Here is a 25,956-nt window from a genome sequence, read left to right on the forward strand (position 1 = left end):
ATTGGAGGACTTCTCATCACAACTACCGCAAAATTAAAATTGGTTTTTCACTGAAACGTGCGACTTTCACGGTATTGGAACTTAATCCCGGCTTTCCCGGTTTTGTTGCCATCATAATGATTAAATCAACATCCTTTTCTTGTGCAATAGTATTTATTTCTTCATAAACCGTACCGTGTGCCACGATATGTTGCACTTTACGATCTGCCGGAAAGTTTTCCTGAGTAAAGTCGTGCAAACGTTTATTGGCTTCCGCCAACACATCCTTATCAAAGTTTCGAGGTAACAATGAAGAAACAAAGCTGTTTCCCAACGGTGGCACAATGCTGACAATCCGCAACACGGCATCAGGATTGCCTTCCGTCATTGCTAAGGCGGTTCTCACCGCCTTTTTTGCTCCTTCTAAATGCCCCAAATCCACTGCGATTAAAATTTTATTAAATAACTGCATCTATTTTCCCCTTGTAAATTTACGACGACGTTGATTCCACGCTAAAACAGCCAAAATCGATAATGCCGGAATAAACATCCATTCCTTATTAAACGCACCTTTCAACGGCAAAGATACATCTAAAATCACCTGATCCCAATTAAGGTTAGCTTTTGCTGCCGGCGAGTCAATTTCAACGTTATCAATTAAGATTTTCTTAATCTGCTCACCATTCACTTCAACCCGTTCATCTGTTGGCAATAAAGTCAAGCCCATATTTTGTATACGTTCTTCACCGCTATCCCCTGCCGGTACTTTTAATTCAGCAAAGAATTCTATCTGTTTGCCATAAGGATTCACGCCAGAAACTTTCAGTGTCAATGGCTCACCAACCGGTGCGTGTGCCACTTCTTCAATTAAATGTTCCGGTTGAATATGACGCTGGCTTGGCGATACATATTCCATAAAGAAGCCCGGTCTGAACAACATAAAGGCAATCAACAGCAGTGCAATGGTTTCCCACCATTTATTTTTGGTCATAAACCAGCCCATTGTTGCCGCAGTAAACACCATCATTGCAATCGTTGCCACAAAGAAAATCAGTACGCCGTGGAAAAGGTCGACATTCAATAATAACAAATCAGTATTGAAAATGAATAGAAACGGCAATAACGCAGTACGCATACTATAGAAGAATGCCACCATACCAGTTTTGATTGGATTTCCACCGGAAACAGCAGCAGCGGCAAATGATGCCAACCCAACTGGTGGTGTCACATCCGCCATAATACCAAAGTAAAATACGAATAAATGGATAGCAATCAATGGCACAATTAATCCATTTTGGCGACCTACTTCCAAAATAACACCTGCCATTAAGGAAGAAACCACAATATAGTTTGCTGTGGTCGGTAATCCCATACCAAGAATCAAACTAAACCCAGCAACTAAAATCAACATCAATAAGATATTACCCATTGATAATACCTCAATAATGCCAGATAACTGTACGCCGAAACCGGTCAGTGCCACTACGCCTACGATAATACCGGCTGTTGCTGTTGCAATACCGATACCAATCATATTTCTTGCGCCGGTTTCTAAACCGTTAATTAATTCTTGCCAGCCCTGTTTGAAACTTTTTGCTAAATCATCCTGTTTACGGAAATAAGCCAATAATGGACGTTGTGTTAATAAAATCACAGTTAACGCCATTGTACCCCAGAAAGCGGATAAGCCCGGTGACAAACGTTCCACCATCAAACACCAAATTAAAATGACTACAGGTAGTAAGAAATGTAGCCCAGAATTAACGGTAGGTTTAACTCTTGGTAACACCACAACTTCCTGATTCGGCTCATCAATTTCTAGATCTGGAAAAGTAGAAACACGGTATAGCAATAACATATAGATAATTGCCAACAATAAGCAAACAATGACAAAAGCAAAATCAGGCATTACCACTTTTAACCAACCCAAACCGAACTCTACAGCAAAATAGAGCAGGCAGATAATAATGAAAGTAGATAATGCTCTTAAAACGGTAACTACCCACGGTTTTGCTACATCTTGACGTGGTAAACCCTGCAAATTCAATTTACACGCTTCCAAATGTACGATATAAACTAATGCAATGTAAGAGATTACAGCCGGCAAGAAAGCGTGGGTAATTAACTCGTTATATGGCATATTGATATATTCGATCATCAAAAATGCTGCTGCACCCATTACCGGCGGCATAATCTGTCCATTTACTGAAGAAGCCACTTCAACCGCACCAGCTTTCTCTGCTGAAAAACCAACACGTTTCATCATCGGAATTGTAAAAGTGCCGGTCGTAACCACATTGGCAATTGATGAACCAGAAATCAACCCAGTTAAACCGGAAGCCACAACCGCTGCTTTAGCCGGGCCACCACGTAAATGCCCTAAATAAGCAAAGGCAGTTTTAATAAAATAGTTACCTGCTCCGGCTTTATCTAATAATGCGCCGAACAGAACAAATAGGAACACATATTTAGTTGATACGCCAAGTGCCACCCCAAACACACCCTCAGTAGTTACCCATTGTTGATTAATAATGTGAGATAGCGTTCCAGTTCTATGGCTTATTAGCCAACTGCTCGGAAAGAATTGACCGAAATAGTTATAAAGCAGAAATACAACAGCAATCACCACTAGTGGTAATCCTAAACTACGCCGTGTGCCTTCCAGCAATAACAAAATACCGACAATACCTACAACAATATCTTGTAGGTTAGGCGCACCAAAACGAGTAACCAATTCATTGTAAAAAATTATCGGGTAAAGGCATAAAACAGCTCCTACAACAGCAAAGATCCAGTCAATCACGGGAATATGCTGCTTTGGAGAGCGTTTAAATGCCGGATAAGATAAATAAGCCAAGAAAATAGCAAATGCCAAATGGATTGAACGTGCTTTGGTGTCATCTACCACTACATTCAAATTCCAACCTAAACTTTTAATTCCCTCTTGTAACAAAAACGGCAACGGCGAAGCATAATAAATTTGAAATAATGACCAAGCAATTGCCGTCCAAATAATCACATATTTAGAGATACCATATGGATTGCGACCACCGCTATCATTTGAGGCGACCATATCCTGTAGATCTTCAATATCTACAGCTTGTTTTTTTATTGTTGAGGTCATTCAAGCTCTCCTAAAATCAAAACTCAAAACCGAAAAAAGGCAGGAAAACTTCCTGCCTTCAATAATCCAATAAATGATGAGAGGCGCTTACATCCAGCCACGCTCTTTATAATATTTCACTGCACCTTCGTGCAACGGTGCTGATAATGCATTTTTGATCATATCCTGTTCTTTCAAGCTAGCAAATGCAGGATGTAAACGTTTGAAACGATCAAAATTATCAAACACCGCTTTCACGACATCATAAACCACTTCAGGTGAAACATCGGTTGATGAAACCAAAGTTGCATAAACCCCGAAAGTATCTACCGGCTGATCAGAACCTTTATAAAGCCCACCCGGAATAACCGCTTTCGCATAATATGGATTATCAGCAACTAATTTATCAATCGCAGGACCTGTTACTGGCACCAAATGTGCATTACAAGACGCAGCAGCTTCTTTTAATGCACCGTTCGGATGACCGACGTTATAACTGATAGCATCTAAATTATTGTCACACATTACAGAAGCCATTTCTGCCGGTTTTAACTCAGATGCAACTTTAAATACAGAATCATCCCAACCTTTTGCTTTAAGAATAACATTCATTGTAGCACGAGTACCTGATCCTGGATCACCAACATTTACACGTTTACCTTTCAAATCATCAAAACTTTTAATACCTGAATCATCACGAGCCATTACAGTAAACGGTTCTGGATGAATTGAGAATACGGCTCTTAGTTTTTCATTCTTCTTGCCTTCAAATGAACTTGTGCCGTTATAAGCGTGATATTGCCAGTCAGACTGCGCAATTCCCATATCCAATTGTTTATTGGCAATACCATTGAGGTTTGCAACAGAAGCACCGGTTGATGGTGCATTACATTTTAAACCAGTTTTTGCGGTATCACGATTCACTAATTGACAAATAGATTGACCGACAACGTAATAAACACCAGTTTGTCCGCCGGTACCGATAGTAACGAACTTATCATCCGCTATTACGGATGCGGAAGTCATCATTAAACAGGCAACCATCCCTAATTTAAATAATTTTTTCATTGTTGTTCCTCTTTAGTAAAAGGGTGAGATATTATGTTTGCTCATTCAGGTCTTTGACTGAAGACCCATAAGATATACAAGACATCTCAAAGATTTGCAATAATCAATATTAATTTTTTGTGAAAAATTGAAGAAATATCACAAAATTTTCACGATTTATTTGCTTATAAAGTGGTATTTCGTATCAAAAAGTTGTCTGATTTTTGCAAAAGATTGATCTAGCGGCGCATAAATACGCAATACCTGCTGTGTTTTAGGGTGCAATAATTCCAAGCTTTCTGCGTGTAGCATCAATCGATTTACTGAAAAATAAGCACTAAATGCTCGATTTTGATGCAAATCGCCATATTGTGTATCGCCGATAATTGGATGAAAAATATGCTTTAAATGTCGACGCAACTGGTGTTTGCGTCCAGTTTGTGGCGTTAAACGTACCAAACTATAACGTGATGTGGCATAACGTCCAACCGCAACAGGAATTTCAAGCGTTGCCAAACCTTGATAATCAGTAACTGCTTCTTGTGGCGTTTTATCTTGCTGCGAAAATTTATCAGCAATTTTGTCCCATTTCAACTTTAATGGGTAATCTATTCTTTCCTGTCCTGTAAGATAGCCTCGTACAACTGCAAGATACTGTTTTTTTCACCTGTTTTTGTTCAAACTGGCGACAAACCGCATTGGCGATTTCACTATTTAACGCAAACAGCAGCACCCCGGAAGTCGGGCGATCTAAACGATGAATCGGGAATACATATTGCCCGATTTGATCACGCAACTTCTGCATCACAAACTCCGTTTCGTGTTTATCTAACCAGCTGCGATGCACCAACATTCCTGCTGGTTTATTAACCGCGATTAATGCTTGATCTTGATATAAAATTTCCAACATTTGCTGATCAGACATTAGTCAACAACACCTCAATTTTTTGAATCGGTTCTAATAATTGCGGTAAATGTGGATGCTCTTTTAATGCCTCTTCCAAATAAGGGGAAATGGCAATAGCTGTCGGCAAAGGTGCTTCTGCTTCAATTAACGCTGACATACGTGGGATAAAAATCCATTGTAACCATTCTGTCGCCTCCATCGTATCCAGCGCAAACGGCTGTTGACTTTCAAACGCTGAAGCCGGTGGTGGTTGTAGTTGCCACAATTGATGTTGCTGCATAATTTGTTGTAATTCAGATAAGTATTCCGCTAATAAATTTTCTTTTTTCATCACTGCTCTCTTTTTTTGATTACAATAGCGTTTTTTAAAACGCCATAGTATATCCATTTTGTTATTTTGTATAAGAGTGAATTTATGTTTTTAACCAAAATTAACCTTGTCGCGAAAAATCATACCGCCTACCACATCAACGAAAGCGTGATGCTCTGCAATCAACTGATTGATGCTTGGCGTTATAACGGACAAATTATTGGCCGCGAAATTCCGCTTACCTATTACTTCTCTGACGAAAACTTGCTCACCTTTGAAATTGATGCCAATTGTCCGGAGCAAGATGCGCTGCACGCTCGTCATAACAGTGAGTTTGTTACAATGGCGTTAGATAAATTAGCACAAGCCGGCATTTTCCCGGCAAATGAAGAATTACAGGCGATTGATCTCAATTCAGATGAAACCTGTACGCAGTTAACAGACGATGATCAACTGGTGCTTTACACCAATTATCTGAAAAGCAGTTCACCGATTTGTACGCTGCAACAATTATTGCCTGTTCCGCTTTATCATTTTTGTTACAATAATGCGCAACTCGGTATGAATTGTATTCGTTGGCAAGAGGATTGGCAGGCTTGCGACCAATTGCAAATGAATGGCAATGTTCTGGTCAATGAGGCAACTTATCAAATCAGTGATTTTACCAGTCTGCTCTCACGCCAAGGCTATGCTTTACGGCAGCAGTTGGAGAGCCACTTACAACGCCCGGTTTATTACTATCTTTATCGTGTAGGTGAAAAGGATAAGCAACGAGAATTAGCAAGGTGTTGCCCTTGTTGTGGCAAAGAATGGCTGCTAGCTGAGGCAATAAACCTTTTCCAATTCAAATGCGATCATTGCCGTTTAGTCTCTAATTTATCTTGGGACATACAATAATAACAAAATCAAAGGATTACATATGATAGATTATCAGGACGAAAGCCTTATAAAACTCACTTTAGGAAAAAAAACAACATACGCTACAGATTACCGCCCCTCATTACTGCAAGCTGTGCCTCGCAAACTCAACCGTGAACAGCTCGGTATCTTATCACAACAACCTTTTACACAAGGTGCTGATATTTGGACACTTTATGAAATTTCGTGGCTTAATAAAAATGGCGTGCCACAAGTAGCGATTGCTGATGTGGTGTTGGATTGCAACAGTGAAAATTTGATTGAGTCAAAAAGTTTTAAACTCTATCTCAACAGTTTCAATCAGACACATTTTGCCGACAAACAGCAGGTCGAAACCACAATTCAGCAAGATTTACAGCAATGTGCCAACGGTAAAGTTAAAGTGACACTGCACGATTTGCAATATTACCAACAACAAAAGATTGCATATCTTGAAGGAATTTGCATCGATCAGCTGGATATTGTGATCGATAATTACCAATTTAATGCCGATTTATTGCAAAACTGCGTTGATAATAACAGTGAAAAAGTAGAACAAACTTTAGTCAGCCATTTACTGAAATCCAACTGTTTAATCACACAACAGCCCGATTGGGGTAGCATTCAAATTCACTATGTCGGGCGTGAGATTAATCAAGAAAAACTTTTACGCTATTTGATCTCTTTCCGCCAACATAACGAGTTTCACGAACAGTGTGTGGAGCGTATTTTTTGCGATTTAATGTATTATGCAAAACCAGAAAAATTAACGGTATACGCTCGTTATACCCGCCGTGGCGGTTTGGATATCAATCCATTTCGTTCTAATTTTGAACAAATTCCTGCCAATCTTCGTTTGGCTCGCCAATAACAACAATAAGGAGAAATATGAGTATTTATTACATTAATCCGCGTGGCAGTATGGATCAACTCTCTCATTTGGAAGTTGCTCGGTTAAAACAAGGTGCTGAAGGAGATCTTTATCCGCTTTATCGAAACTGTTCTTTGGCAGTATTGAATTCCGGTGCAATAACAGACGACAGCCGAGCTTTACTTGGTAAATATCCCGATTTTGCGATCAACCTATTGACGCGTGAACGAGGAATCGCTTTAGAATTACTCAATCCACCAGAAAGTGCATTTGTCGATGATAAAATTATTCGTAATATTCAATATCATCTATTTGCTGTGCTACGTGACATTATTTTTGTTCAAATTAACCAAGATCGTTTTCTTGGCAATCATTTAAGCCAAGCAGATATAAGTGCTAAAATTACCAATCAAGTCTTTTCTATTTTAAGGAATGCAAAAGCATTACGCACTGGAGAAGATCCTAATTTAGTCGTTTGTTGGGGTGGGCATTCTATTAATGAAACAGAATATCAATACTGTCGTGCTGTTGGTTTAGAATTAGGATATCGTGAATTAAATATTGTAACCGGTTGTGGGCCTGGTGTAATGGAAGCACCAATGAAAGGTGCTGCTATTGGGCATTTCAATCAACGCTATAAAGACAGTCGCTTTATTGGTATTACCGAACCTTCAATTATTGCCTCTGAGCCACCAAATCCAATTGTAAATGAGTTAATCATTATGCCGGATATTGAAAAACGTTTGGAAGCATTTACTCGATTGGGACATACTTTCCTTATTTTCCCTGGTGGCCCAGGAACATTTGAAGAATTTTTATTCTTGCTCGGTATTAAATTACATCCTGACAATCGCAATCAAACAATCCCGTTGATTTTAACTGGCCCATCTTCCTGTGCAGATTATTTTGCAACTATCGACCGTTTTGTCAGCAAAGTATTAGGTGAAGAAGCACGTAAACAATATGAAATTATCATTGATGATCCAGTTGCAGTCGCACGTTATGCAAAACAGGCAATGGATAACATTAAACAACAACGTTTTGAAAAAGGCGATGCTTACAGTTTTAATTGGATGCTAAAAATTGATCCGATACTACAAGCGCCATTTGAACCAAATCATCAATCAATGGCAGCATTAAATCTCCATTTAGATCAACCATTAATGGATTTGGTTTCTAATTTAAGACGCGCATTCTCAGGGATTGTTGCCGGCAATATTAAACCTAATACTAAAGACGCAATTGCAAAATATGGTGCTTTTAAGCTACACGGTGATGCGATGGTATTGGAAAATATGGAAAATCTATTAAAAGATTTTATTGCGCAACATAGAATGAAATTGCCAAGTACGGAAGCCTATGTGCCTTGCTATGAAATTGTAAAATAGGATAAAAAATCTGCACCTCTGTATGTTGGGTAATAAGTCCAACTTTTGGGGTGCAGATCATAATGTAGCCGCTTTTTTATTTGCAAAGTTCAGTTTGTAAACAAGTTAGGCGATCAAGATTAGTAATAAAATGCCCTAATTGCTGCTGTTCTGGGCGATGAATATAAGGAATTTCTCCCAACAATGGTGCATCAATCACTTCGTGTAATAATTTGATGATTTCAGCATAATGGCGCAAACAAGGGTTAATACGATTTGCCACCCAGCCTAATAGCGGCACACCAGAAGTAATTATAGATTGTGCTGTTAATAATGCGTGATTGACGCAGCCCTCTTTAATACCAACAACTAATACCACCGGCATTTTATGCTCTTTAACCCAACGATCAAAGGTCATCTCTTTATTAATCGGAGTAAGCCATCCATAAGTCCCTTCAACCAATACTGATTGATAACGTGAAGTTAACTTGGCAAGATCCTGATCTATTTTTTTCACGTCGATGTTATCAATTTCATTCAGTGCAGCTAATACCGGTAAACTACTTTCTGTAAAAGTATAGCTATTTATATCTTTATATGTTACCGCTTCATTTGTACTATCCAATAATGTCTTAACATCTTTATTATCTTCTGTTTGTTGTTTAAGATCATCAATACGATTTTCAGTATAAATGCTATCTTCTTCCCCACAGGCAATAGGCTTAAAACCGACAATATGAATTCCCTGTGATTGCAACGCTTGAATAATAGCGCGACTCACTACCGTTTTACCAACATTTGTATCCGTACCCGTTACAAAAAAACAACTCATTATTTATTCCTTTTATCAAAAAACCGCAGAAAATTATAATAAAGTTATTTTTTCGAAAAATTGAGCTAACACAATATTTTGTAGATTTATTTTAAGAGCTAAAAAATTTTTGAACTCTTACTATCAAATGGAGTAGAAAAATGAGAGAGTAATTCTCTGACAAAGAGATAAAAAAGAAAATCCCGGTAATCCGGGATTTTCAGCTAAGTTAATAAACAATAAATAAATTATTGTTCAATAGTTTGTTGGTGTTGACCACTTACAGAAACTTCAACACGACGGTCTGGTGCTAAGCAAGCGATTAATGCTTTACGACCTTTAACTGCATCACAAGTGTTACCAGTTACTGGGTTAGCTTCACCGTAACCAACTGCTTTAATCACATCTGGAGAGATTGATTTAGAAACTAAGTAGTTAGCAACTGTGTTAGCACGTTCTTGTGAAAGTTTTTGGTTATATTTGTCAGAACCGATACGGTCTGTGTAACCTGCAACTTCAACAGAAGATAAAGTACCAACTTTAGAGATTTCTTGTTGTAAATTATCTAATGATTGTGCTGCTTCAGGTTTTAAGTTTGCTTTACCGAATGCGAACAATACATCAGAGCTTAATGCGAATTTTTTGTTGATTACTTCAACAACTGGTGCAGGAGCTGCTGACTGACCGAAACGGTAAGAAAGACCTAAAGATACAGAACCAATACTTGGGCTGTAAGATATATCATCGAACTGATCAACTTTACCTACTTTAGCAACCCATTGGTATTCTAAACGTGCTGCCAATTCAGGAAGAATTGCATATTCAACACCAGCTGCGAACACTGGAGATACTTTTAATTTGTGTTCAGACAATACTTTTTCACCGTCTTCGTGAGCAGTGTAATCAGAACGGATTAATGCTGCACCTAAACGACCGTAAACGTCTAAACCGTCAACATAAGCTACCGGATAGCTTGCTTTTAAGCTAAGATTTAAACCGTGGGCAGTGTGACGTGCACGAACACTGTCACCTTGGTGACCTTTTAATTGACCATAGAAGTCATAACCTGCTTCAACAGCGAAGTTATCAGTGATTTGGTAACCACCGAATACACCGTAAGTTACAGAGTTACGATGAACTCCAAATTTATCATCTTGGTCAAAAGTACTATAAGCATCTTGACCATAGATATTATCAAATTGTTTAACATCATTGTGGAATGATGCCCAACCAGCTTTCGCACCAGCGTAGAAAGTGTTTGCTTGAGGAGCTGCTTGTGCTACTGATACGAATGCTAATCCTGAAATTGCTAATGCGATTGCAGTCTTTTTCATTATAAAATCCTCTTGAATTTATCATCTATATTTGGATTATTTGGATTATTTGGATTATTTGGATTATTTGGATCGTCATTTACTTCCAATAACAGTAAATTCAATCCAGCCCCTAAATAAATGAAATTTTCTCATTTATTTGGTGCTGTTTATTATCGCTATTGCAAAACATAAAAGCAAACTTTTCTTTAATTTTTGCATAAAAAATAAACAAATTAAGACTAATTAATCGACAATTAAACATTGTTTTTTGATTTTTTAAAAATTTTTGAGACGATCCGATGTCTAATTGCGGATAAACCTCTTCTTTATAAGATTTTGTGCTAGTATAGTTGTCTTTCAAATGCACTCACAACAATTATAGTACAAGGTTTTAATTATGGTTATCCCTTATTTAGCAAGTCATCAGCAAATTGATCCTCTAGTTAAGCAGTACTTAGAACAACTTCAATATCAAGGTTTTAGTGGCGATATCGCTTATCACTATGCTGATCGGCTCTCTCTGGCGACAGATAATAGCGTTTATCAACAACTCCCTCAAGCACTGCTCTTTCCGAAAGAAATTGCAGACATTGTCCGCCTGGCCAAACTTGCACAACGCGATCAATTTAAAACCTTAAAATTCACACCGCGCGGCGGTGGCACCGGCACTAACGGACAATCATTAAACAGCACTATCATCGTTGATCTCTCTCGTCATATGAATCAAATTTTGGAACTCAATGTGAAAGAACGTTGGGTGCGTGTACAAGCAGGCGTAGTTAAGGATCAACTGAATCGTTTTTTAAAACCACACGGACTTTTCTTTTCACCAGAACTTTCAACCAGTAATCGAGCCACTCTTGGTGGAATGATTAATACCGATGCTTCAGGGCAGGGTTCATTACAATACGGCAAAACATCAGATCACGTTTTAAGTTTGCGTTCAGTGCTAATTAATGGGGATATTTTAGATACGGAAAGCATTGATTGCGACCAATTTGAAGATAACATTGCGGCTGCAAATCTTTCTGCCACCGGAAAGCAAATCCACCAACAAATTGAACAATTGTGTCGCCAATATCGTCCACAAATTCTATCCGATCTGCCACAACTTAATCGTTTTATAACAGGTTATGATTTAAAACACGTTTTCAATGAAGATTTATCCAAATTTAATTTAAGTCGCATTTTGACTGGTTCAGAGGGTTCGCTTGCTTTTGTTTGTGAGGCAAAACTCAATTTATTACCCATTCCACAACATCGTACTTTGATCAATATTAAGTATCGCTCTTTTGATGCAGCATTAAGACACGCTCCGGTAATGGTCGCCGCAAAAGCACTTTCTGTTGAAACAGTTGACTCAAAAGTACTGAATTTGGCAAAACAAGATATTATTTGGCATTCCGTTTCTGAATTATTAAAAGAAGAAGAAAATGCGCCGATTCTAGGCTTAAATATTGTCGAATATGCCGGCAATAGTGAACATTACCAGCAACAGCAGGTGCAGCAATTGTGTCAACGCTTGGATCAAGCTATCGCTACGCAACAAAATGATGTTATCGGCTATCAAGTTTGCAGTGATTTAACTTCGATTGAAAAAATTTATGCGATGCGTAAAAAAGCAGTTGGATTATTAGGCAATGCTAAAGGGCGTGCCAAACCAATCCCATTTGTTGAAGATACTTGTGTGCCACCAGAAAATCTTGCCGATTACATTACTGAATTCAGAGCCATTCTAGATAAGCATCATCTTGAATACGGTATGTTCGGTCACGTCGATGCCGGCGTTTTACACGTTCGCCCTGCGCTCGATCTCTGTGACAGCGAACAAGTCAAATTATTTAAGTCCATTTCAGACCAAGTTGCCAACCTTACACAAAAATATGGTGGTTTAATTTGGGGTGAACACGGTAAAGGTGTACGTGGTGAATACAGTCGAAAATTCTTTGGTGAACAACTTTGGCAGGTGTTACAACAGGTAAAAACATTATTTGATCCAGACAACCGTTTGAACCCAGGAAAAATTTGTAAACCGTTAAATTCAGATACTAAAATGTTTGAGATTCTCTCTCCAATGCGTGCCGATTATGATCGCCAGATTCCGGTTGAAGTTAAAGATCAATTCCGAGGCGCAGTGAATTGTAACGGTAATGGACTTTGCTTTAATTTTGATGTTGACAGCGTAATGTGTCCATCAATGAAGATTAGCCAAAATCGTGTTTTCTCACCAAAAGGTCGTGCCGCATTAGTGCGAGAGTGGTTGCGATTGCTAGCTCAAGCCGGTGTTTCCGCCGATCAGCTCAATTTTGAGAAGAGTGAAATTAAATTAACTGATTTTATTGCGAAAATTCGTCATCGTTTCAGTAAAGATCATCAGGATGATTTTTCTCACGAAGTAAAAGCAGCGATGGATACCTGCTTATCTTGCAAAGCTTGTGCCAGCCAATGCCCGATTAAAATTGATGTGCCAGAATTTAAAGCGAAATTTCTACATCTCTATCATCAACGTTATATGCGTCCGCTTAAAGATTATGTGGTGGCAAATGTTGAAACTATCGCTCCGCTAATGGCGAAAGCACCAACCTTTTTTAATGCTGTTACAGCGCATCCATTCAGTCAGCATATAACTCGAAAACTGATTGGAATGGTCGATTTACCGCAACTTTCCGTACCGTCATTGCAACAACAGTTAGTCGAAATTCATTATACCGATCGCTCATTGGAGCAATTAGAACAGCTATCACAAAAACAACGTGAAAAAATGGTGTTTATTGTTCAAGACCCGTTTACCTCTTTTTATGATGCCAAAGTAGTTGCTGATTTTGTACGTTTAACAAAAAAATTAGGGTTTGAAGCGATAGTATTGCCGTTCCGTCCTAATGGAAAAGCACAGCACATTAAAGGCTTTTTAACACGATTCAGTAAAACTGCACGTAAACAGTCGGAAATGCTTAATCGCGTGGCAAAATTAGGTGTGCCGTTGGTCGGGGTTGATGCTGCTGTTGTACTTTCTTATCGTGATGAATATAAGCAAATCTTAGGGGAAAAACGCGGCAATTTTGCGGTGTTGACTTCTCAAGAATGGCTTTCACAAATTATTGATCAATTAGAAATTCATTCAGATGATCGCGCCGAAAAACCAACGTGGTACCTTTTCCCACATTGCACCGAAAGCAGTTTATCGCCGAACAGTAGCAAACAGTGGCAGACAATTTTTGCTAAATTTGGTGAAAAACTGGAAATTGTACAAGTGGGCTGTTGCGGTATGGCAGGAACTTACGGGCACGAAACCGTTCACGAACAGACTTCCAAAGAAATTTATCAACTATCGTGGGCAAAAAAGATTCAGGATAAAGCGTGGCAACATTGTTTGGTTCCGGGCTATTCTTGCCGTAGTCAAGTGAAACGTATTGAACATCAAATAACAAAACACCCATTACAAGGCTTATTGGAGGTTTTAAATTAATGGCTATTTGGAAAAAATCCTTTTCATTGCACGATTTAAATCGGATTAATCAGAATACTGCTGTCAGTCAGCTTGGTATTGAGTTTACGGCTCAAGGCGATAATTGGTTGGAAGCCTCCTTAACAGTGGATCAACGCCATTGTCAACCTATGGGTTTACTGCACGGCGGTATTTCTGCCGTGTTAGCAGAAACTGTCGGTTCTTTAGCCGGATTTTGTGCTTGTGATGAAGATAAAGCCGTGGTTGGCGTTGAAATTAATGCCAGCCATTTAAAAGCAATGCGGATGGGCGAGCGTATCACTGCGCGAGCTGTACCATTGCGTATTGGGCGAACATTACAAGTTTGGCAAATTGATATTACCAATTCACAACAAACACTTTGTTGTCAAAGTCGTTTAACACTTTCTGTGATAAATCGTGACAAGAGGTAATATGCAAGCAGATAAGAGAAAAACAGGTGTACTGTTGGTCAATTTAGGTACGCCTGATGCACCGACTATACCGGCAGTAAAACGCTACTTACGCCAGTTTTTAACTGATCCTCGTATTATTGATCTGCCTCGTTGGCAGTGGTTACCACTATTAAATTTAATTATTTTGCCCAAACGTTCACCTCGTGTTGCCAAACTCTATCAACAAATCTGGCAAACAGAAGGCTCACCGCTGTTGGCAATCAGCCGCCGACAACAATTGGTATTACAACAGCGCTTTCAGAACGAAAATGAAAATGTTGTAGTGGAATTGGCAATGACTTACGGTAATCCTTCTATCAACGTCGCATTGCAACAGCTCTACCAACAACAGGTGGAACATATTATTTTGTTGCCGCTCTATCCGCAATACAGCAGCACCACAACGGCTTCGGTTTTAGATGCGTTTCATCAAGCATTGCGAAAACAACGGCATATTCTTCCATTTGAGATAATTTTTTCTTATCACGATCATCCAAATTACATTGCTGCTTTAAGTCAATCGATTCAACCTTATTTGCAGAATGATATTCACTTATTGTTCTCATTTCACGGCATTCCGCAACGTTATCAACAGTTAGGTGATTATTATGACGAACACTGCAGACAAACCGTCAATGAAGTAGTAACCAATTTAGATTTAAACGCAAATCAGTGGACAATGAGTTACCAATCACGTTTCGGTAAAGAACCTTGGTTACAACCCTATACCGATGAAACACTGACTAAATTGGCTCAGCAAGGTGTTGAAGAAATTGTGGTTATTTGTCCCGGTTTTGCTGTCGATTGCTTGGAAACATTAGAAGAAATTGCAGTGGAAAATCGTGATATTTTTCTAGCTGCTGGCGGTAAGCAATACCAATATATTCCAGCATTAAATGATAGTGAACAACACATTGAGTTGCTTTATCAATTAATTAAAGAAAAATTGCGGTAGTATCTTGAAACTATCTCAATAAAAAAGAGTTGGCAGAAAACCAACTCTTTTTATCTTTTATTTAATTTAGACAATTATTTTAAACTGCCAACCATATCTTCTGGACGTACCCACTCATCAAATTGTTCAGGAGTTACAAAGCCAAGATTAATTGCTTCTTCACGCAGAGTTGTGCCATTTTTGTGAGCAGTTTTAGCAATTTTCGCTGCTTTTTCATAACCAATATGAGTATTTAACGCAGTCACCAGCATTAATGAATTTTCTAACTGCATTTTAATACGCGGATAGTTAGGCTCAATACCTACTGCACAGTGCTCATCAAATGAAATACAAGCATCCGCTAATAATTGTGCAGATTGTAAGAAGTTATATGCCATTACCGGTTTAAATACGTTTAATTGGAAATGTCCTTGAGAACCTGCAAATGAAATAGTAGTGTCGTTACCCAATACTTGTGTACAAACCATTGTCATTGCTTCACATTGTGTTGGATTAACTTTACCCGGCATAATAGAAGAACCAGGCTCATTTTCCGGAATCAAAATTTCTCCAATGCCTGAGCGTGGGCCAGAAGCTAATAGACGAATATCATTAGCAATTTTGAAAAGTGACATTGCTAACTGTTTCAACGCACCGTGAGTTTCAACAATCGCATCGTGAGTTGCCAATGCTTCAAATTTATTTTCTGCGGTCACAAATGGTAAGCCAGTAAATTTCGCAATATATTCTGCTACCTTAACATCATAACCTTTCGGTGTATTTAAACCCGTACCTACAGCAGTACCGCCTAACGCTAATTGGCTAAGGTGAGGTAAAGTGTTTTTTAATGCTTTTAAGCCAAAACTAAGTTGAGCTGCATAAGCAGAGAACTCTTGACCTAATGTTAATGGAGTAGCATCCATCAAGTGAGTACGACCAATTTTAACAACATTTGCAAATTTAGCTGATTTTTCAGCAAAAGTTTTTTGTAAGCATTCAACTGCCGGAATAGTTGTTTCAACAACTTTCTTGTAAGCAGCAATGTGCATTGCTGTTGGATAAGTATCATTAGAAGATTGTGATTTATTAACATCATCGTTCGGGTGAATAATACTCTTTTCACCTAATTTACCGCCGTTTAAAACGTGTGCACGATTTGCAACCACTTCATTCACATTCATATTAGATTGCGTACCAGAACCGGTTTGCCAAATGACAAGTGGGAATTGATCATCTAATTTATTAGCAAGAATCTCATCGCACGCCTGAGCAATTAAGTCTCTTTTTTCTAGCGGTAATACCCCTAAATCATAGTTGGCATATGCTGCTGCTTTTTTCAAATAACCAAAAGCTTCTATAATTTCGTGAGGCATTGAAGCAGCCGGCCCGATTTTAAAGTTATTGCGTGAACGTTCAGTTTGTGCTGCCCAATATTTATCTGCCGGCACTTTCACTTCGCCCATCGTATCGTGTTCAATTCTAAATTCCATAATGTTTACCTCTAAATAAATAATTAAATGTTAAAAAATTGGTCTAATTTTAACACCCAAGAGGTATAAATTGAATTTATCTATTAATCAAAATTTTCGTTTTATGACACAGATCATAAAATTTAAAATGTCTTCTACTGCAAATGAATGTTTTTTCTACATTTGTTATGTATGCTAAAACAAAACAATATCAACAATAGACGTTTAGACTTTTTACTTTCTAGATGTATAGATGGCTAAAATTTCTTGACAATCATTCTATCGACCGCTAATTTATTAACCCTCTCATAATAATAATTAGCTGTTTTAGGAATTGATATGTCGGCACAACAACTTACTTTATTCACTGATGCTCCCCTTGTGCTTACTTTAGGCGGATCACTACAGAATATTACAGTTTGTTATCAAACTTACGGTAAGTTAAACGCTCAAAAAAATAATGCGGTTTTGATCTGCCACGCTTTGACGGGTGATGCGGAACCCTATTTTGAAGATGAAAAACAGAAAGGCTGGTGGCAAGAATTTATTGGTTCCGGTCGTGCTTTAGATACTGATAAATATTTCTTTATTTGTTCCAATGTTTTAGGTGGTTGCAAAGGAACTACCGGCCCAATGAGCATCAATCCGGCGACTAATTTGCCCTACGGTGGTGATTTCCCGCAAATTACGGTACAAGATATTGTTCAACTACAAAAAGCATTGCTCGATCAACTAGAAATTTCTCATCTGCACGCTGTCATTGGTGGGTCATTCGGTGGTATGCAAGCCACACAATGGGCAATCAATTATCCCGACTTTATGGATTATGTGATTAATCTTTGTTCTTCCCTTTATATGAGTGCCGAAGCAATTGGTTTTAATCACGTAATGCGCCAAGCAATTATTCAAGATCCAAATTACAATCAAGGTCACTATTATCAGGGTAAACACCCTGATCAAGGTTTATCCACCGCAAGAATGTTAGGGATGCTCACCTATCGCACTCATACACAGTTAACTAAAGCGTTCGGAAGAGCAATAAAACAGAAAAATAATTTGCTAGGAGATTATTTCCAAGTGGAATCCTATCTAAGTTATCAGGGTAAAAAATTTCTCGACCGTTTCGATGCCAATAGCTATATCCAATTAACACGTGCTTTGGATCTTTATGATCCATCTATTGGCTATGAGAATATCTCCGTTGCATTATCGCGGATTAAAGCACAATATACATTAATTGCAGTAACAACCGACCAACTCTTCAAACTATTCGATTTACAGAAAAGCCGGCAATTATTACAAAGTGCTGGTGTTAATCTGCATTACGATGAGATTGGTTCTGATTTTGGACACGATGCTTTTTTGGTGGATTATGAGTTTTTCGCGCCTAGAATTCGTTATGGATTAGGGGAAATCGTAGAGTAGTGAGATCTCCCCTACCTTTAGCTAAAACTACCTGTTCATTACTCTTCCAATATAACTTTAGCAATGTATCCTAACTGACGATATTGTTGAGCATAATCAATACCATAACCGACAACAAATTCATCGGGAATACTAAAGCCAATCCAATCAACAGGTACTTCCACTTCACGGCGTGACGGTTTATCTAACAATGTGCAAATGTGTAGTGATTTTGGTTCTCTCAAAGATAAAATTTGTCTTACTTTATCCAAGGTATAACCGGTATCAATAATATCTTCCACAATCAAAACGTCTTTGCCTCTAATTTCGCCTTCCAAATCTTTTACGATTTTGACATCGTGATTAGTGATCATACCGCTTCCATAACTAGACGCTACCATAAAGTCTACTTCTAACGGTATATCAATTGTACGAACGAGATCCGCCATAAACATAAATGAACCCCGTAACAACCCCACCACATAAATACCTTCACTTCTATTATGCTGGTAGTAACGGCTTATTTCTTTACCTAACTCTTCAATTCTTGATGTCACATTTTGTTTGGTGATTAATGTTTCCAAGTGGTGTTTTTTCATTCGACTATAACTCCCTAGTAGATACCTTTTTGGTGATAATACACTCAATTTACAAAAATTAAAAAATATTCCAAAAAAATCTTTCAATTTATGTAGCATACATATTGCATAAATACAATTATTACAATAATATTACTTGCGCTTATTGATAACCTTACTCTATTGAAATAAAAGTGATGAAACACTTAATCATCTATACACATCCTAACGAAAACAGCTTCAATCACGCCATTCTAGAAGAAGTGGTTCAAACTTCTAAAGAAATGGGAATGGATGTAGTCATCCGAGATCTTTATCAACTTAAATTTAATCCTATTCTAACATGGAATGAGTTTGAACAGATTAATAAAGGTAACATTCCTGTTGATATAAAATCGGAACAACAATTTATTAAAGAGGCAGAGCTCATTACTCTTATTTATCCACTTTGGTGGATGGGATTCCCTGCTATATTAAAAGGATATCTCGATCGTGTTTTTAGTCACGGATTTGCATATAAAACAGATGACAACGGCAGTGAAGGGTTATTAAATGATAAAAAAATGTTACAATTTGTAACATTTGGGAATAACATATACGAATATCAGCAAAAGGGATTTATGCAGGCATTTGATCACACACTGGTGAACGGTCTTTTCAATTATTGTGGTATTACGGATATTTATTCTTATTTTTTCGGCGACATTCATATTATTGATGATAAATTACGCAAACAAATTTTAGAAAATGTAAAAAAAGTGTTTCTAAAACAAAAAATAGACATATATTTTAATACAACATCTTTATAACTTTTGTTACAAATACTTATTGCTAGGTATTTATATTGCTTTACATAATTTATGTATCATTAATTGTAAATTATTTGGCAACTTTAAGTAAACTTGATCAAAATATAATTTGACAAGTTATTATTGCAAGGTTTATTGTTTTACTCTATATTATTGCCCGAGGTAACTTATGATGAATAAATTGTTATCTGATACTGATAGCGTATTAAAAATTTATGCAGAAGATTTCCCTAATATGCCATTAGATCAAGTCGTTCTTGTACGTTTATTATTCAATGTGAATAGTAATTATCTTGAACATCGCAACCATTTCCTTAAAGAGGTGGGACTGAATCATACGCTTTTTGAAGCGTTGATCGTAACTTATTTGCAACCTAACCACGAAATTCAACCTTCACATCTTAGTGAAATCTTAGGTTCATCACGCACTAATGCAACTCGCATTTCCGATGAGCTTGTCGATAAAGGGTTAATTGATCGTATTAGCGTGCCGGAAGATAGACGTTGTTTCAGTTTACGTATTAATGAGAAAGGCTTGAAATTCTTGCAAGATATTTTACCTCATCAATGGGAATTAATGGGTTCTATCTTCAGTGTACTCACTGACAAAGAGAATCAAACTCTGCGTAAATTATTGCTTAAACTATCAAAACGTTTAGATGAGTATCATCCTCATAGAACGTAGTTTTTACTTTAAGGTTTTTATATGTCAGAGATGTCCGAACAAGAAAAAAAGAATACTGTTCGTAATAACATTAGAAGGAAACGTCTAGTTTCCTTCTTTATTTTATTACTTATAATTTCCGCAGCCTGTTTTCTCTACTGGTTATTTTTTGTTAAAGATTTTACTGAAACTGATGATGCCTATGTGGCGGGCAATATCATTCAAGTTTCATCTCAAGTTTCCGGCAGTGTTGCCAAAGTAAATTTTGAAAGCACTGATTTAGTCAATAAAGGTGATGTTTTAGTTGAGCTTGATAATAGTGATGCTAAATTAGCACTTTCTCAAGCTAAACATACTTTAGCTGATACCGTCCGTAAAACAACCCAACTCACTTTTACTGAGAAACAATTGACCTCTCTACTTGCCGCCAAACAGATTGCATTAAAACAAGCCGAGCAAGATCTTTCTCGTCGTCAAGGTTTGAATAAAACCGGTGCAGTATCCAAAGAAGATTATCAACACGCAGTTGATGCGGTAACAATAGCGAAAAGCGATTTGAATGCGACATATGAACAGTTAAATGCCACTAAAGCCTTATTGCTAAATACACCTATTGCCGAACAACCTGCCGTGATTCAAGCAGCTGACAATGTTCGTCAAGCGTGGTTAAATTTACAGCGCACTAAAGTAATCAGTCCGGCTACTGGTTATATTGCTAAACGCAGTGTACAGGTGGGTGAAAGTATTAAAGCAGGTTCGCCATTGCTTGCCGTAGTGCCACTTAATCAGATCTGGTTAGATGCCAACTTTAAAGAAACCCAATTAAAAAATATCCGAATAGGTCAGCCGGTTAATATCGTTTTTGATTTATATGGTGATGACATTGAATTTGACGGTACAGTAACTGGTATTGATGCTGGAACAGGTAGTGCTTTTTCACTTTTGCCGGCACAAAATGCAACCGGAAACTGGATTAAAGTGGTTCAACGTCTACCAGTCAGAATCACCCTTAATCCGGAACAGATCCAGAAATATCCATTACGCATAGGACTCTCAGCAACAGCAGAAGTCAATACTTCAAATCAAGATGGAGAGGTGCTACCGAGTAAGGTTCGTAATCAACCTCTTTATCAAACTGATACTGTACATTATGATTTAGCGCCGATTGATCAAGAAATTATGGAAATTATCCAACAGAATAGTCATTAATTGGGAGTGTCAGAATGAATCAAACACCAATTAAAGGCGGTGCATTAGTTATGATGACATTAGGGCTTGCGTTGGCTACTTTTATGCAAGTCCTTGATTCAACTATCGCTAATGTTGCTATTCCTACTATCGCTGGCGATCTTGGAGCTTCAAGTACACAGGGAACTTGGGTAATCACCTCTTTTGGTGTTGCAAATGCAATTGCAATTCCTATTACCGGTTGGCTAGCTCGGCGTTTCGGTGAAGTAAAACTATTTTTGGTTTCAGTGCTGATCTTTGTTATTGCCTCTTGGTTATGCGGTATTTCACATTCACTGAATATGTTGATTGCTTGCCGTATTATTCAAGGTTTAGCTGCTGGTCCAATTGTACCATTATCACAAAGTTTATTACTCAATAACTATCCTCCACAGCGTCGTGCAATGGCATTAGCTTTCTGGTCTATGACTGTGGTGGTTGCACCGATTTGCGGTCCGATTTTAGGCGGCTGGCTAAGCGATGACTTCCATTGGGGTTGGATCTTTTTTATCAATATTCCAGTTGGAATTTTAGTTATTTTATTCACACAAATTACATTAAGAGATCGTGAAACTAAAACCTACAAGCAACCGATTGACAGTATCGGTTTAATTCTGCTTATTTTCGGTGTAGGAGCCTTACAATTAATGTTGGATCGTGGACGTGAAGAAGATTGGTTCAATTCAACTGAAATTGTTGTATTAGCAATTATTGCTGCCATTGGTTTAATCACCTTAATCATTTGGGAATTGGGTGAAAAACATCCTATTGTTGATATTGCGCTGTTTCAGAAACGCAATTTCACTGTCGGTTGCCTTTGTACCTCTCTAGCATTCCTAATTTATTTAGGTTCTGTTGTTTTAATTCCGCTGTTATTACAGCAGGTATATGGTTATACAGCAACGTGGGCAGGTCTTGCGACTGCACCAATTGGCTTATTTCCGCTGTTACTCTCCCCCATTATCGGACGTTTCGGACATAAAATGGATATGCGTTTATTGGTTACTGTCAGTTTCTTCGTTTATGCATTGACATTCCACTGGCGTGCAGTCACTTTTGAACCTGATATGGATTTTGCTGCAGTAGCTCTTCCTCAATTTATACAAGGGATAGCTGTTGCCTGTTTCTTTATGCCTTTAACTACCATTACCCTTTCAGGATTAAAACCGGAAGAAACAGCTTCTGCTTCAAGTTTATTTAACTTTTTACGTACCTTAGCTGGTTCTGTCGGAACATCCTTAACCACGTTTATGTGGTATAACCGTGAAGCGCTACATCACGGTGAAATGGTAGAAAATATTACTCCCTATAATCCGGCATCACAGCAATATTTCCAAGCGATGGCAGAAAAAGGACTGAATGAAACGCAAACTGCCGCTTCTCTTGCCAATCAAATCACACAACAAGGGCTAATTATTGGTGCAAACGAAATATTCTATGTTTCAGCTATTGCATTTATGTTGCTTTTTGTCATTATTTGGTTAGCAAAACCACCTTTCGGTACAAAACATTAACCATAATAAACGGTGTGTCACCTAATTCCGCCACACCGTTTTTTGATGATAAGGAGCAACTTATGCCTATCAACATCATTAATCAAGCTATTGGCGAAGTTATTGAAAATTTTACCGCCGGAGAAAAAACGAATATTAATAGCTTAGAAGTCCATTATTGCCGCTTAGAGCGTCTTTGCACTGAGCATTATTTGGATAATATTTGTCCTGAAAGTTTAGCATTACAATGGATCTACTTGCCAATGAATGCCTTGCCAGGTAAAGAATATTCGATAATTTTTACAGCAAAATCAGCAATCTGACGATCTCTATTATTTAGCAATCATTGATAAAGGAAGAAATCGCAATACGGCTTGATTTTCAATGCTGCCACAGAAGTAGTTACAAATGAAGCCGAAGTCTGGGCGCTGGCTGGCTGAATAAAATTTTGATGATAATAGAAAACAGAAAACCTCTTTGAATGACTAAAAAAGATGGGATTTTCCCATCTTTTTCAACACCTTGTTATTATTTTTCGGCAATAATCACCGCACGTTTCGGTGCCGGATAACCTTCAATTGTTTTGCTATGATCAGACGCATCAAGAAAATCAATTAAACTTTCATTTTCCAGCCATTCCGTTTTCCGTTGCTCCTGCAACGAAGTTACCGCTACATCAACACAACGTGCATTTTTAAAACCAGTTTTATTCAACCAATTTAACAGTGCCTCCACCGATGGAATAAAATAGACATTTTTCATTTTTGCATAACGATCCCCCGGAACAAGCACACTATTCTTATCACCATCAACAACTAGCGTTTCCAGCACTAACTCACCTCCTTTCCGCAATTGTGCTTTCAATTGAGAAAGATGATCCAATGGTGATTTACGGTGATAAAGTACCCCCATTGAAAATACGGTATCAAATACATTTAACGGTTGCATCTGCTCGATTCCTAACGGAATCAAATGTGCGCGGCGATCATTATTCAGCAACTTTCTTACTGCTTCAAACTGGCACAGAAATAGCTCCGTTGGATCTATACCAACAACAAGATTAGCACCTTCACCCACCATTCTCCACATATGATAACCACTACCACACCCTACATCCAAAACCAAACGATCTTTTAATGGTGAAATATGCGGTAAAAGACGATTCCATTTAAAATCGGAACGCCATTCACAATCAATATATACTCCATAGAGATGAAAAGGACCTTTGCGCCACGGCATTAACTGTTTTAAATGATAAATCATTCGTTGCCGTTCACCTTCGGATAATGGTATGTCCAATTCCGCAGACACACTATGTTGTAACTCAATCCGAGCAGATTGTCGTTCCGGCAAAAATTCAATTACTTTGACCCATTTCTCATACTCGCCGTGAGTATTTGATTGCCATTGTTTTAATTGTGCCGGCAAGGTCTCCAACCAAGCAGACAACTCGCTTGTCGCTATCTGCTGGTAAAAAGGACGGAAATCAATCATAAACAAATAAAATATTCCTTAACGAATCACTTCTAAGCCATTCATATAAGGTCGTAGCACTTCCGGCACTATAATAGAACCGTCAGCTTGTTGATAATTTTCCAAAACAGCAACTAATGTACGTCCAACAGCCAAACCTGAACCATTCAATGTATGAACTAAACGAGGTTTCTTCTCACCCTTAACACGATAACGTGCTGACATACGACGAGCTTGGAAATCCCACATATTTGAACAAGATGAAATTTCACGATAAGTATTTTGTGCTGGCACCCATACTTCCAAATCATAAGTTTTGCAAGAACCGAAGCCCATATCACCAGTACAAAGCAATACTTTACGATAAGGTAATCCCAGTAACTGCAACACTTTTTCAGCGTGTCCGGTCAATTCTTCCAATGCATCCATTGATTTTTCAGGCTCTACAATCTGAACTAATTCTACTTTATCAAATTGATGCATACGAATTAAACCACGAGTATCACGTCCATAAGAACCAGCTTCGGAACGGAAACAAGGTGTATGGGCTGTCATTTTAAGTGGTAAATCTTCCACATCAATAATTTCTCCACGAACAGTATTGGTAACTGGCACTTCTGCTGTCGGAATTAATGCATAAGGCTGTTCGCCTTCCAATGGTTTGGTATGGAATAGGTCTTCACCGAATTTAGGCAATTGACCTGTACCGTAAAGTGTTTCGTGATTAACTAAATAAGGCACATACATTTCCAAATAACCGTGCTGTTCAGTATGCAAATCCAACATAAATTGTGTCAATGCACGATGCAAACGTGCTATTTTACCTTTTAACACAACAAATCTTGCACCTGTCAATTTTACAGCTGTCGGAAAATCGATACCGCCACTTAATTCACCTAAATCTACGTGATCACGAATTGGGAAATCATACTGCTTAGGCTCTCCCCAACGAGAAACCTCTAGATTTTCACTATCATCTTTGCCTAACGGCACTTCTTCTGCCGGAATATTCGGAATCGACAATGCAATTTGGCGCAACTCTTCCAACACGTGATCCAATGCGATTTTAGCCTGATCTAATTCAGTTCCCATATTATCCATTTCGGCTAATAGCGGTTGAATATCTTCACCTCTAGCTTTAGCCGCACCGACTGCTTTAGAGCGAGAGTTACGTTCAGCTTGTAAAGTTTCAGTTTTCACTTGTAATTGTTTGCGCTGTTCTTCTAACTGCTCAATTTTTTGAACATCTAAAACAAAATTTCGTTTTGTTAATAATTTTTCAGCAGTTGCTGCCAAATCATTACGCAATAAATTCGGATCAATCATTCTCTTTTCCTTTTTGCTTTTAAATCTAATGACTAAGAATATGCTTATTTTAA

General features: G+C 38.0%; 22 protein-coding genes and 1 pseudogene. 12 read left to right on the top strand and 11 right to left on the bottom strand.

Features of this window, described 5'->3' with window-relative positions; all coding sequences use genetic code 11:
• Positions 1-22 precede the first annotated feature (22 nt).
• The 5 genes and pseudogenes from QV04_RS08910 to QV04_RS08930 form a co-directional block, all read right to left on the bottom strand.
• Positions 23-451, bottom strand: coding sequence for a universal stress protein (locus QV04_RS08910; RefSeq protein ID WP_039136586.1), 429 nt, complete (start codon positions 449-451; stop codon positions 23-25).
• Entirely contained in the window at positions 452-3,103 is a 2,652-nt protein-coding gene (locus QV04_RS08915) for a TRAP transporter permease (RefSeq protein ID WP_065233398.1), read from the bottom strand.
• 87 nt (positions 3,104-3,190) lie between these two features.
• Complete coding sequence (locus QV04_RS08920) at positions 3,191-4,150, bottom strand: TAXI family TRAP transporter solute-binding subunit (RefSeq protein WP_065233399.1); 960 nt, start codon at positions 4,148-4,150, stop codon at positions 3,191-3,193.
• Between the two features lie 156 nt (positions 4,151-4,306).
• Positions 4,307-5,039, bottom strand: a pseudogene (truC, locus tag QV04_RS08925) (tRNA pseudouridine(65) synthase TruC).
• Positions 5,040-5,046: 7 nt separating this feature from the next.
• Positions 5,047-5,367, bottom strand: a complete 321-nt coding sequence (locus QV04_RS08930) for a YqcC family protein (protein WP_065231463.1) — start codon at positions 5,365-5,367, stop codon at positions 5,047-5,049.
• An 84-nt stretch (positions 5,368-5,451) separates the two neighbouring features.
• Here QV04_RS08930 and QV04_RS08935 point away from each other — a divergent pair, with 84 nt between their 5' ends.
• The 3 genes from QV04_RS08935 to ppnN are packed head-to-tail and all read left to right on the top strand — an operon-like array spanning position 5,452 to position 8,502.
• Positions 5,452-6,243: a Zn-ribbon-containing protein gene (locus QV04_RS08935; protein WP_039136592.1), complete on the top strand. Its 792-nt coding sequence runs from the start codon at positions 5,452-5,454 to the stop codon at positions 6,241-6,243.
• Between the two features lie 25 nt (positions 6,244-6,268).
• The gene (queF, locus tag QV04_RS08940; RefSeq protein WP_039136675.1) at positions 6,269-7,114 is read left to right on the top strand and encodes an NADPH-dependent 7-cyano-7-deazaguanine reductase QueF; all 846 of its coding nucleotides are present in this window, start codon (positions 6,269-6,271) and stop codon (positions 7,112-7,114) included.
• A gap of 17 nt (positions 7,115-7,131) precedes the next feature.
• Positions 7,132-8,502, top strand: coding sequence for a nucleotide 5'-monophosphate nucleosidase PpnN (gene ppnN / locus QV04_RS08945; protein WP_039136594.1), 1,371 nt, complete (start codon positions 7,132-7,134; stop codon positions 8,500-8,502).
• Positions 8,503-8,578: 76 nt separating this feature from the next.
• On the opposite strand, the gene bioD is transcribed toward ppnN, so the two are convergent.
• Positions 8,579-9,313: a dethiobiotin synthase gene (gene bioD, locus QV04_RS08950; RefSeq protein ID WP_039136596.1), complete on the bottom strand. Its 735-nt coding sequence runs from the start codon at positions 9,311-9,313 to the stop codon at positions 8,579-8,581.
• A 227-nt stretch (positions 9,314-9,540) separates the two neighbouring features.
• Positions 9,541-10,626: a porin OmpA gene (gene ompA / locus QV04_RS08955; RefSeq protein WP_039136598.1), complete on the bottom strand. Its 1,086-nt coding sequence runs from the start codon at positions 10,624-10,626 to the stop codon at positions 9,541-9,543.
• A 379-nt stretch (positions 10,627-11,005) separates the two neighbouring features.
• On the opposite strand from ompA, the gene QV04_RS08965 reads away from it, so the two are divergent.
• Genes QV04_RS08965 through hemH form a run of 3 tightly spaced genes read left to right on the top strand, consistent with a single transcriptional unit; the run spans position 11,006 to position 15,481 of the window.
• Positions 11,006-14,074 (top strand): FAD-binding and (Fe-S)-binding domain-containing protein, encoded by a 3,069-nt coding sequence (locus QV04_RS08965; RefSeq protein ID WP_065231464.1) that lies wholly within the window; start codon positions 11,006-11,008, stop codon positions 14,072-14,074.
• The gene (locus QV04_RS08970; RefSeq protein WP_039081089.1) at positions 14,074-14,505 is read left to right on the top strand and encodes a PaaI family thioesterase; all 432 of its coding nucleotides are present in this window, start codon (positions 14,074-14,076) and stop codon (positions 14,503-14,505) included. The genes QV04_RS08965 and QV04_RS08970 overlap by 1 nt, the downstream gene beginning before the upstream one ends.
• A gap of 1 nt (position 14,506) precedes the next feature.
• Positions 14,507-15,481 (top strand): ferrochelatase, encoded by a 975-nt coding sequence (gene hemH, locus QV04_RS08975; protein WP_065231465.1) that lies wholly within the window; start codon positions 14,507-14,509, stop codon positions 15,479-15,481.
• A 74-nt stretch (positions 15,482-15,555) separates the two neighbouring features.
• Here the strand turns inward: hemH and fumC are convergent, their stop codons facing one another.
• Positions 15,556-16,950 (bottom strand): class II fumarate hydratase, encoded by a 1,395-nt coding sequence (gene fumC / locus QV04_RS08980; RefSeq protein ID WP_065231466.1) that lies wholly within the window; start codon positions 16,948-16,950, stop codon positions 15,556-15,558.
• Between the two features lie 318 nt (positions 16,951-17,268).
• Between fumC and metX the strand changes: the two genes are divergently transcribed.
• On the top strand, positions 17,269-18,354 hold the full coding sequence (metX, locus tag QV04_RS08985; RefSeq protein ID WP_065231467.1) for a homoserine O-acetyltransferase MetX: 1,086 nt from the start codon (positions 17,269-17,271) through the stop codon (positions 18,352-18,354).
• Between the two features lie 38 nt (positions 18,355-18,392).
• Here the strand turns inward: metX and hpt are convergent, their stop codons facing one another.
• Entirely contained in the window at positions 18,393-18,932 is a 540-nt protein-coding gene (gene hpt / locus QV04_RS08990; RefSeq protein WP_039145805.1) for a hypoxanthine phosphoribosyltransferase, read from the bottom strand.
• A gap of 176 nt (positions 18,933-19,108) precedes the next feature.
• Between hpt and QV04_RS08995 the strand changes: the two genes are divergently transcribed.
• The 5 genes from QV04_RS08995 to QV04_RS09015 all read left to right on the top strand — a co-directional run bounded on the left by QV04_RS08995 (position 19,109) and on the right by QV04_RS09015 (position 23,427).
• Entirely contained in the window at positions 19,109-19,720 is a 612-nt protein-coding gene (locus QV04_RS08995; RefSeq protein WP_065231468.1) for an NAD(P)H-dependent oxidoreductase, read from the top strand.
• Positions 19,721-19,889: 169 nt separating this feature from the next.
• Entirely contained in the window at positions 19,890-20,405 is a 516-nt protein-coding gene (gene mprA, locus QV04_RS09000; protein WP_231924180.1) for a transcriptional repressor MprA, read from the top strand.
• A 21-nt stretch (positions 20,406-20,426) separates the two neighbouring features.
• Positions 20,427-21,593, top strand: coding sequence for an EmrA/EmrK family multidrug efflux transporter periplasmic adaptor subunit (locus tag QV04_RS09005; RefSeq protein ID WP_065231469.1), 1,167 nt, complete (start codon positions 20,427-20,429; stop codon positions 21,591-21,593).
• A gap of 14 nt (positions 21,594-21,607) precedes the next feature.
• Positions 21,608-23,125 carry a DHA2 family efflux MFS transporter permease subunit gene (locus QV04_RS09010; RefSeq protein WP_065231470.1) on the top strand — a complete coding sequence of 506 codons (1,518 nt, stop codon included), beginning with the start codon at positions 21,608-21,610 and terminating at the stop codon, positions 23,123-23,125.
• A 62-nt stretch (positions 23,126-23,187) separates the two neighbouring features.
• Positions 23,188-23,427, top strand: a complete 240-nt coding sequence (locus QV04_RS09015; RefSeq protein WP_231924181.1) for a hypothetical protein — start codon at positions 23,188-23,190, stop codon at positions 23,425-23,427.
• Positions 23,428-23,632: 205 nt separating this feature from the next.
• On the opposite strand, the gene cmoB is transcribed toward QV04_RS09015, so the two are convergent.
• Both cmoB and serS read right to left on the bottom strand, forming a co-directional pair.
• Positions 23,633-24,598 carry a tRNA 5-methoxyuridine(34)/uridine 5-oxyacetic acid(34) synthase CmoB gene (gene cmoB, locus QV04_RS09020; RefSeq protein ID WP_039170783.1) on the bottom strand — a complete coding sequence of 322 codons (966 nt, stop codon included), beginning with the start codon at positions 24,596-24,598 and terminating at the stop codon, positions 23,633-23,635.
• 18 nt (positions 24,599-24,616) lie between these two features.
• On the bottom strand, positions 24,617-25,903 hold the full coding sequence (serS, locus tag QV04_RS09025) for a serine--tRNA ligase (protein WP_039136624.1): 1,287 nt from the start codon (positions 25,901-25,903) through the stop codon (positions 24,617-24,619).
• Positions 25,904-25,956 lie beyond the last annotated feature (53 nt).

Origin of the sequence: Gallibacterium genomosp. 1, from assembly GCF_001678575.1 — a bacterium.
In the GTDB taxonomy this organism is placed as follows: Bacteria; Pseudomonadota; Gammaproteobacteria; order Enterobacterales; family Pasteurellaceae; genus Gallibacterium.

Excerpts from the sequence above, each read along its gene's own strand:
- QV04_RS09005 (WP_065231469.1), top strand. The coding sequence starts at position 20,427 with ATGTCAGAGATGTCCGAACAAGAAAAAAAGAATACTGTTCGTAATAAC.
- QV04_RS08910 (WP_039136586.1), bottom strand. The coding sequence starts at position 451 with ATGCAGTTATTTAATAAAATTTTAATCGCAGTGGATTTGGGGCATTTA.
- fumC (WP_065231466.1), bottom strand. The coding sequence starts at position 16,950 with ATGGAATTTAGAATTGAACACGATACGATGGGCGAAGTGAAAGTGCCG.
- hpt (WP_039145805.1), bottom strand. The coding sequence starts at position 18,932 with ATGAAAAAACACCACTTGGAAACATTAATCACCAAACAAAATGTGACA.
- QV04_RS08965 (WP_065231464.1), top strand. The coding sequence starts at position 11,006 with ATGGTTATCCCTTATTTAGCAAGTCATCAGCAAATTGATCCTCTAGTT.
- QV04_RS08995 (WP_065231468.1), top strand. The coding sequence starts at position 19,109 with ATGAAACACTTAATCATCTATACACATCCTAACGAAAACAGCTTCAAT.
- QV04_RS08915 (WP_065233398.1), bottom strand. The coding sequence starts at position 3,103 with ATGACCTCAACAATAAAAAAACAAGCTGTAGATATTGAAGATCTACAG.
- QV04_RS08930 (WP_065231463.1), bottom strand. The coding sequence starts at position 5,367 with ATGAAAAAAGAAAATTTATTAGCGGAATACTTATCTGAATTACAACAA.
- QV04_RS08935 (WP_039136592.1), top strand. The coding sequence starts at position 5,452 with ATGTTTTTAACCAAAATTAACCTTGTCGCGAAAAATCATACCGCCTAC.
- ompA (WP_039136598.1), bottom strand. The coding sequence starts at position 10,626 with ATGAAAAAGACTGCAATCGCATTAGCAATTTCAGGATTAGCATTCGTA.
- QV04_RS09010 (WP_065231470.1), top strand. The coding sequence starts at position 21,608 with ATGAATCAAACACCAATTAAAGGCGGTGCATTAGTTATGATGACATTA.
- QV04_RS08920 (WP_065233399.1), bottom strand. The coding sequence starts at position 4,150 with ATGAAAAAATTATTTAAATTAGGGATGGTTGCCTGTTTAATGATGACT.
- ppnN (WP_039136594.1), top strand. The coding sequence starts at position 7,132 with ATGAGTATTTATTACATTAATCCGCGTGGCAGTATGGATCAACTCTCT.
- cmoB (WP_039170783.1), bottom strand. The coding sequence starts at position 24,598 with ATGATTGATTTCCGTCCTTTTTACCAGCAGATAGCGACAAGCGAGTTG.
- QV04_RS09015 (WP_231924181.1), top strand. The coding sequence starts at position 23,188 with ATGCCTATCAACATCATTAATCAAGCTATTGGCGAAGTTATTGAAAAT.
- serS (WP_039136624.1), bottom strand. The coding sequence starts at position 25,903 with ATGATTGATCCGAATTTATTGCGTAATGATTTGGCAGCAACTGCTGAA.
- mprA (WP_231924180.1), top strand. The coding sequence starts at position 19,890 with ATGATGAATAAATTGTTATCTGATACTGATAGCGTATTAAAAATTTAT.
- bioD (WP_039136596.1), bottom strand. The coding sequence starts at position 9,313 with ATGAGTTGTTTTTTTGTAACGGGTACGGATACAAATGTTGGTAAAACG.
- hemH (WP_065231465.1), top strand. The coding sequence starts at position 14,507 with ATGCAAGCAGATAAGAGAAAAACAGGTGTACTGTTGGTCAATTTAGGT.
- metX (WP_065231467.1), top strand. The coding sequence starts at position 17,269 with ATGTCGGCACAACAACTTACTTTATTCACTGATGCTCCCCTTGTGCTT.
- QV04_RS08970 (WP_039081089.1), top strand. The coding sequence starts at position 14,074 with ATGGCTATTTGGAAAAAATCCTTTTCATTGCACGATTTAAATCGGATT.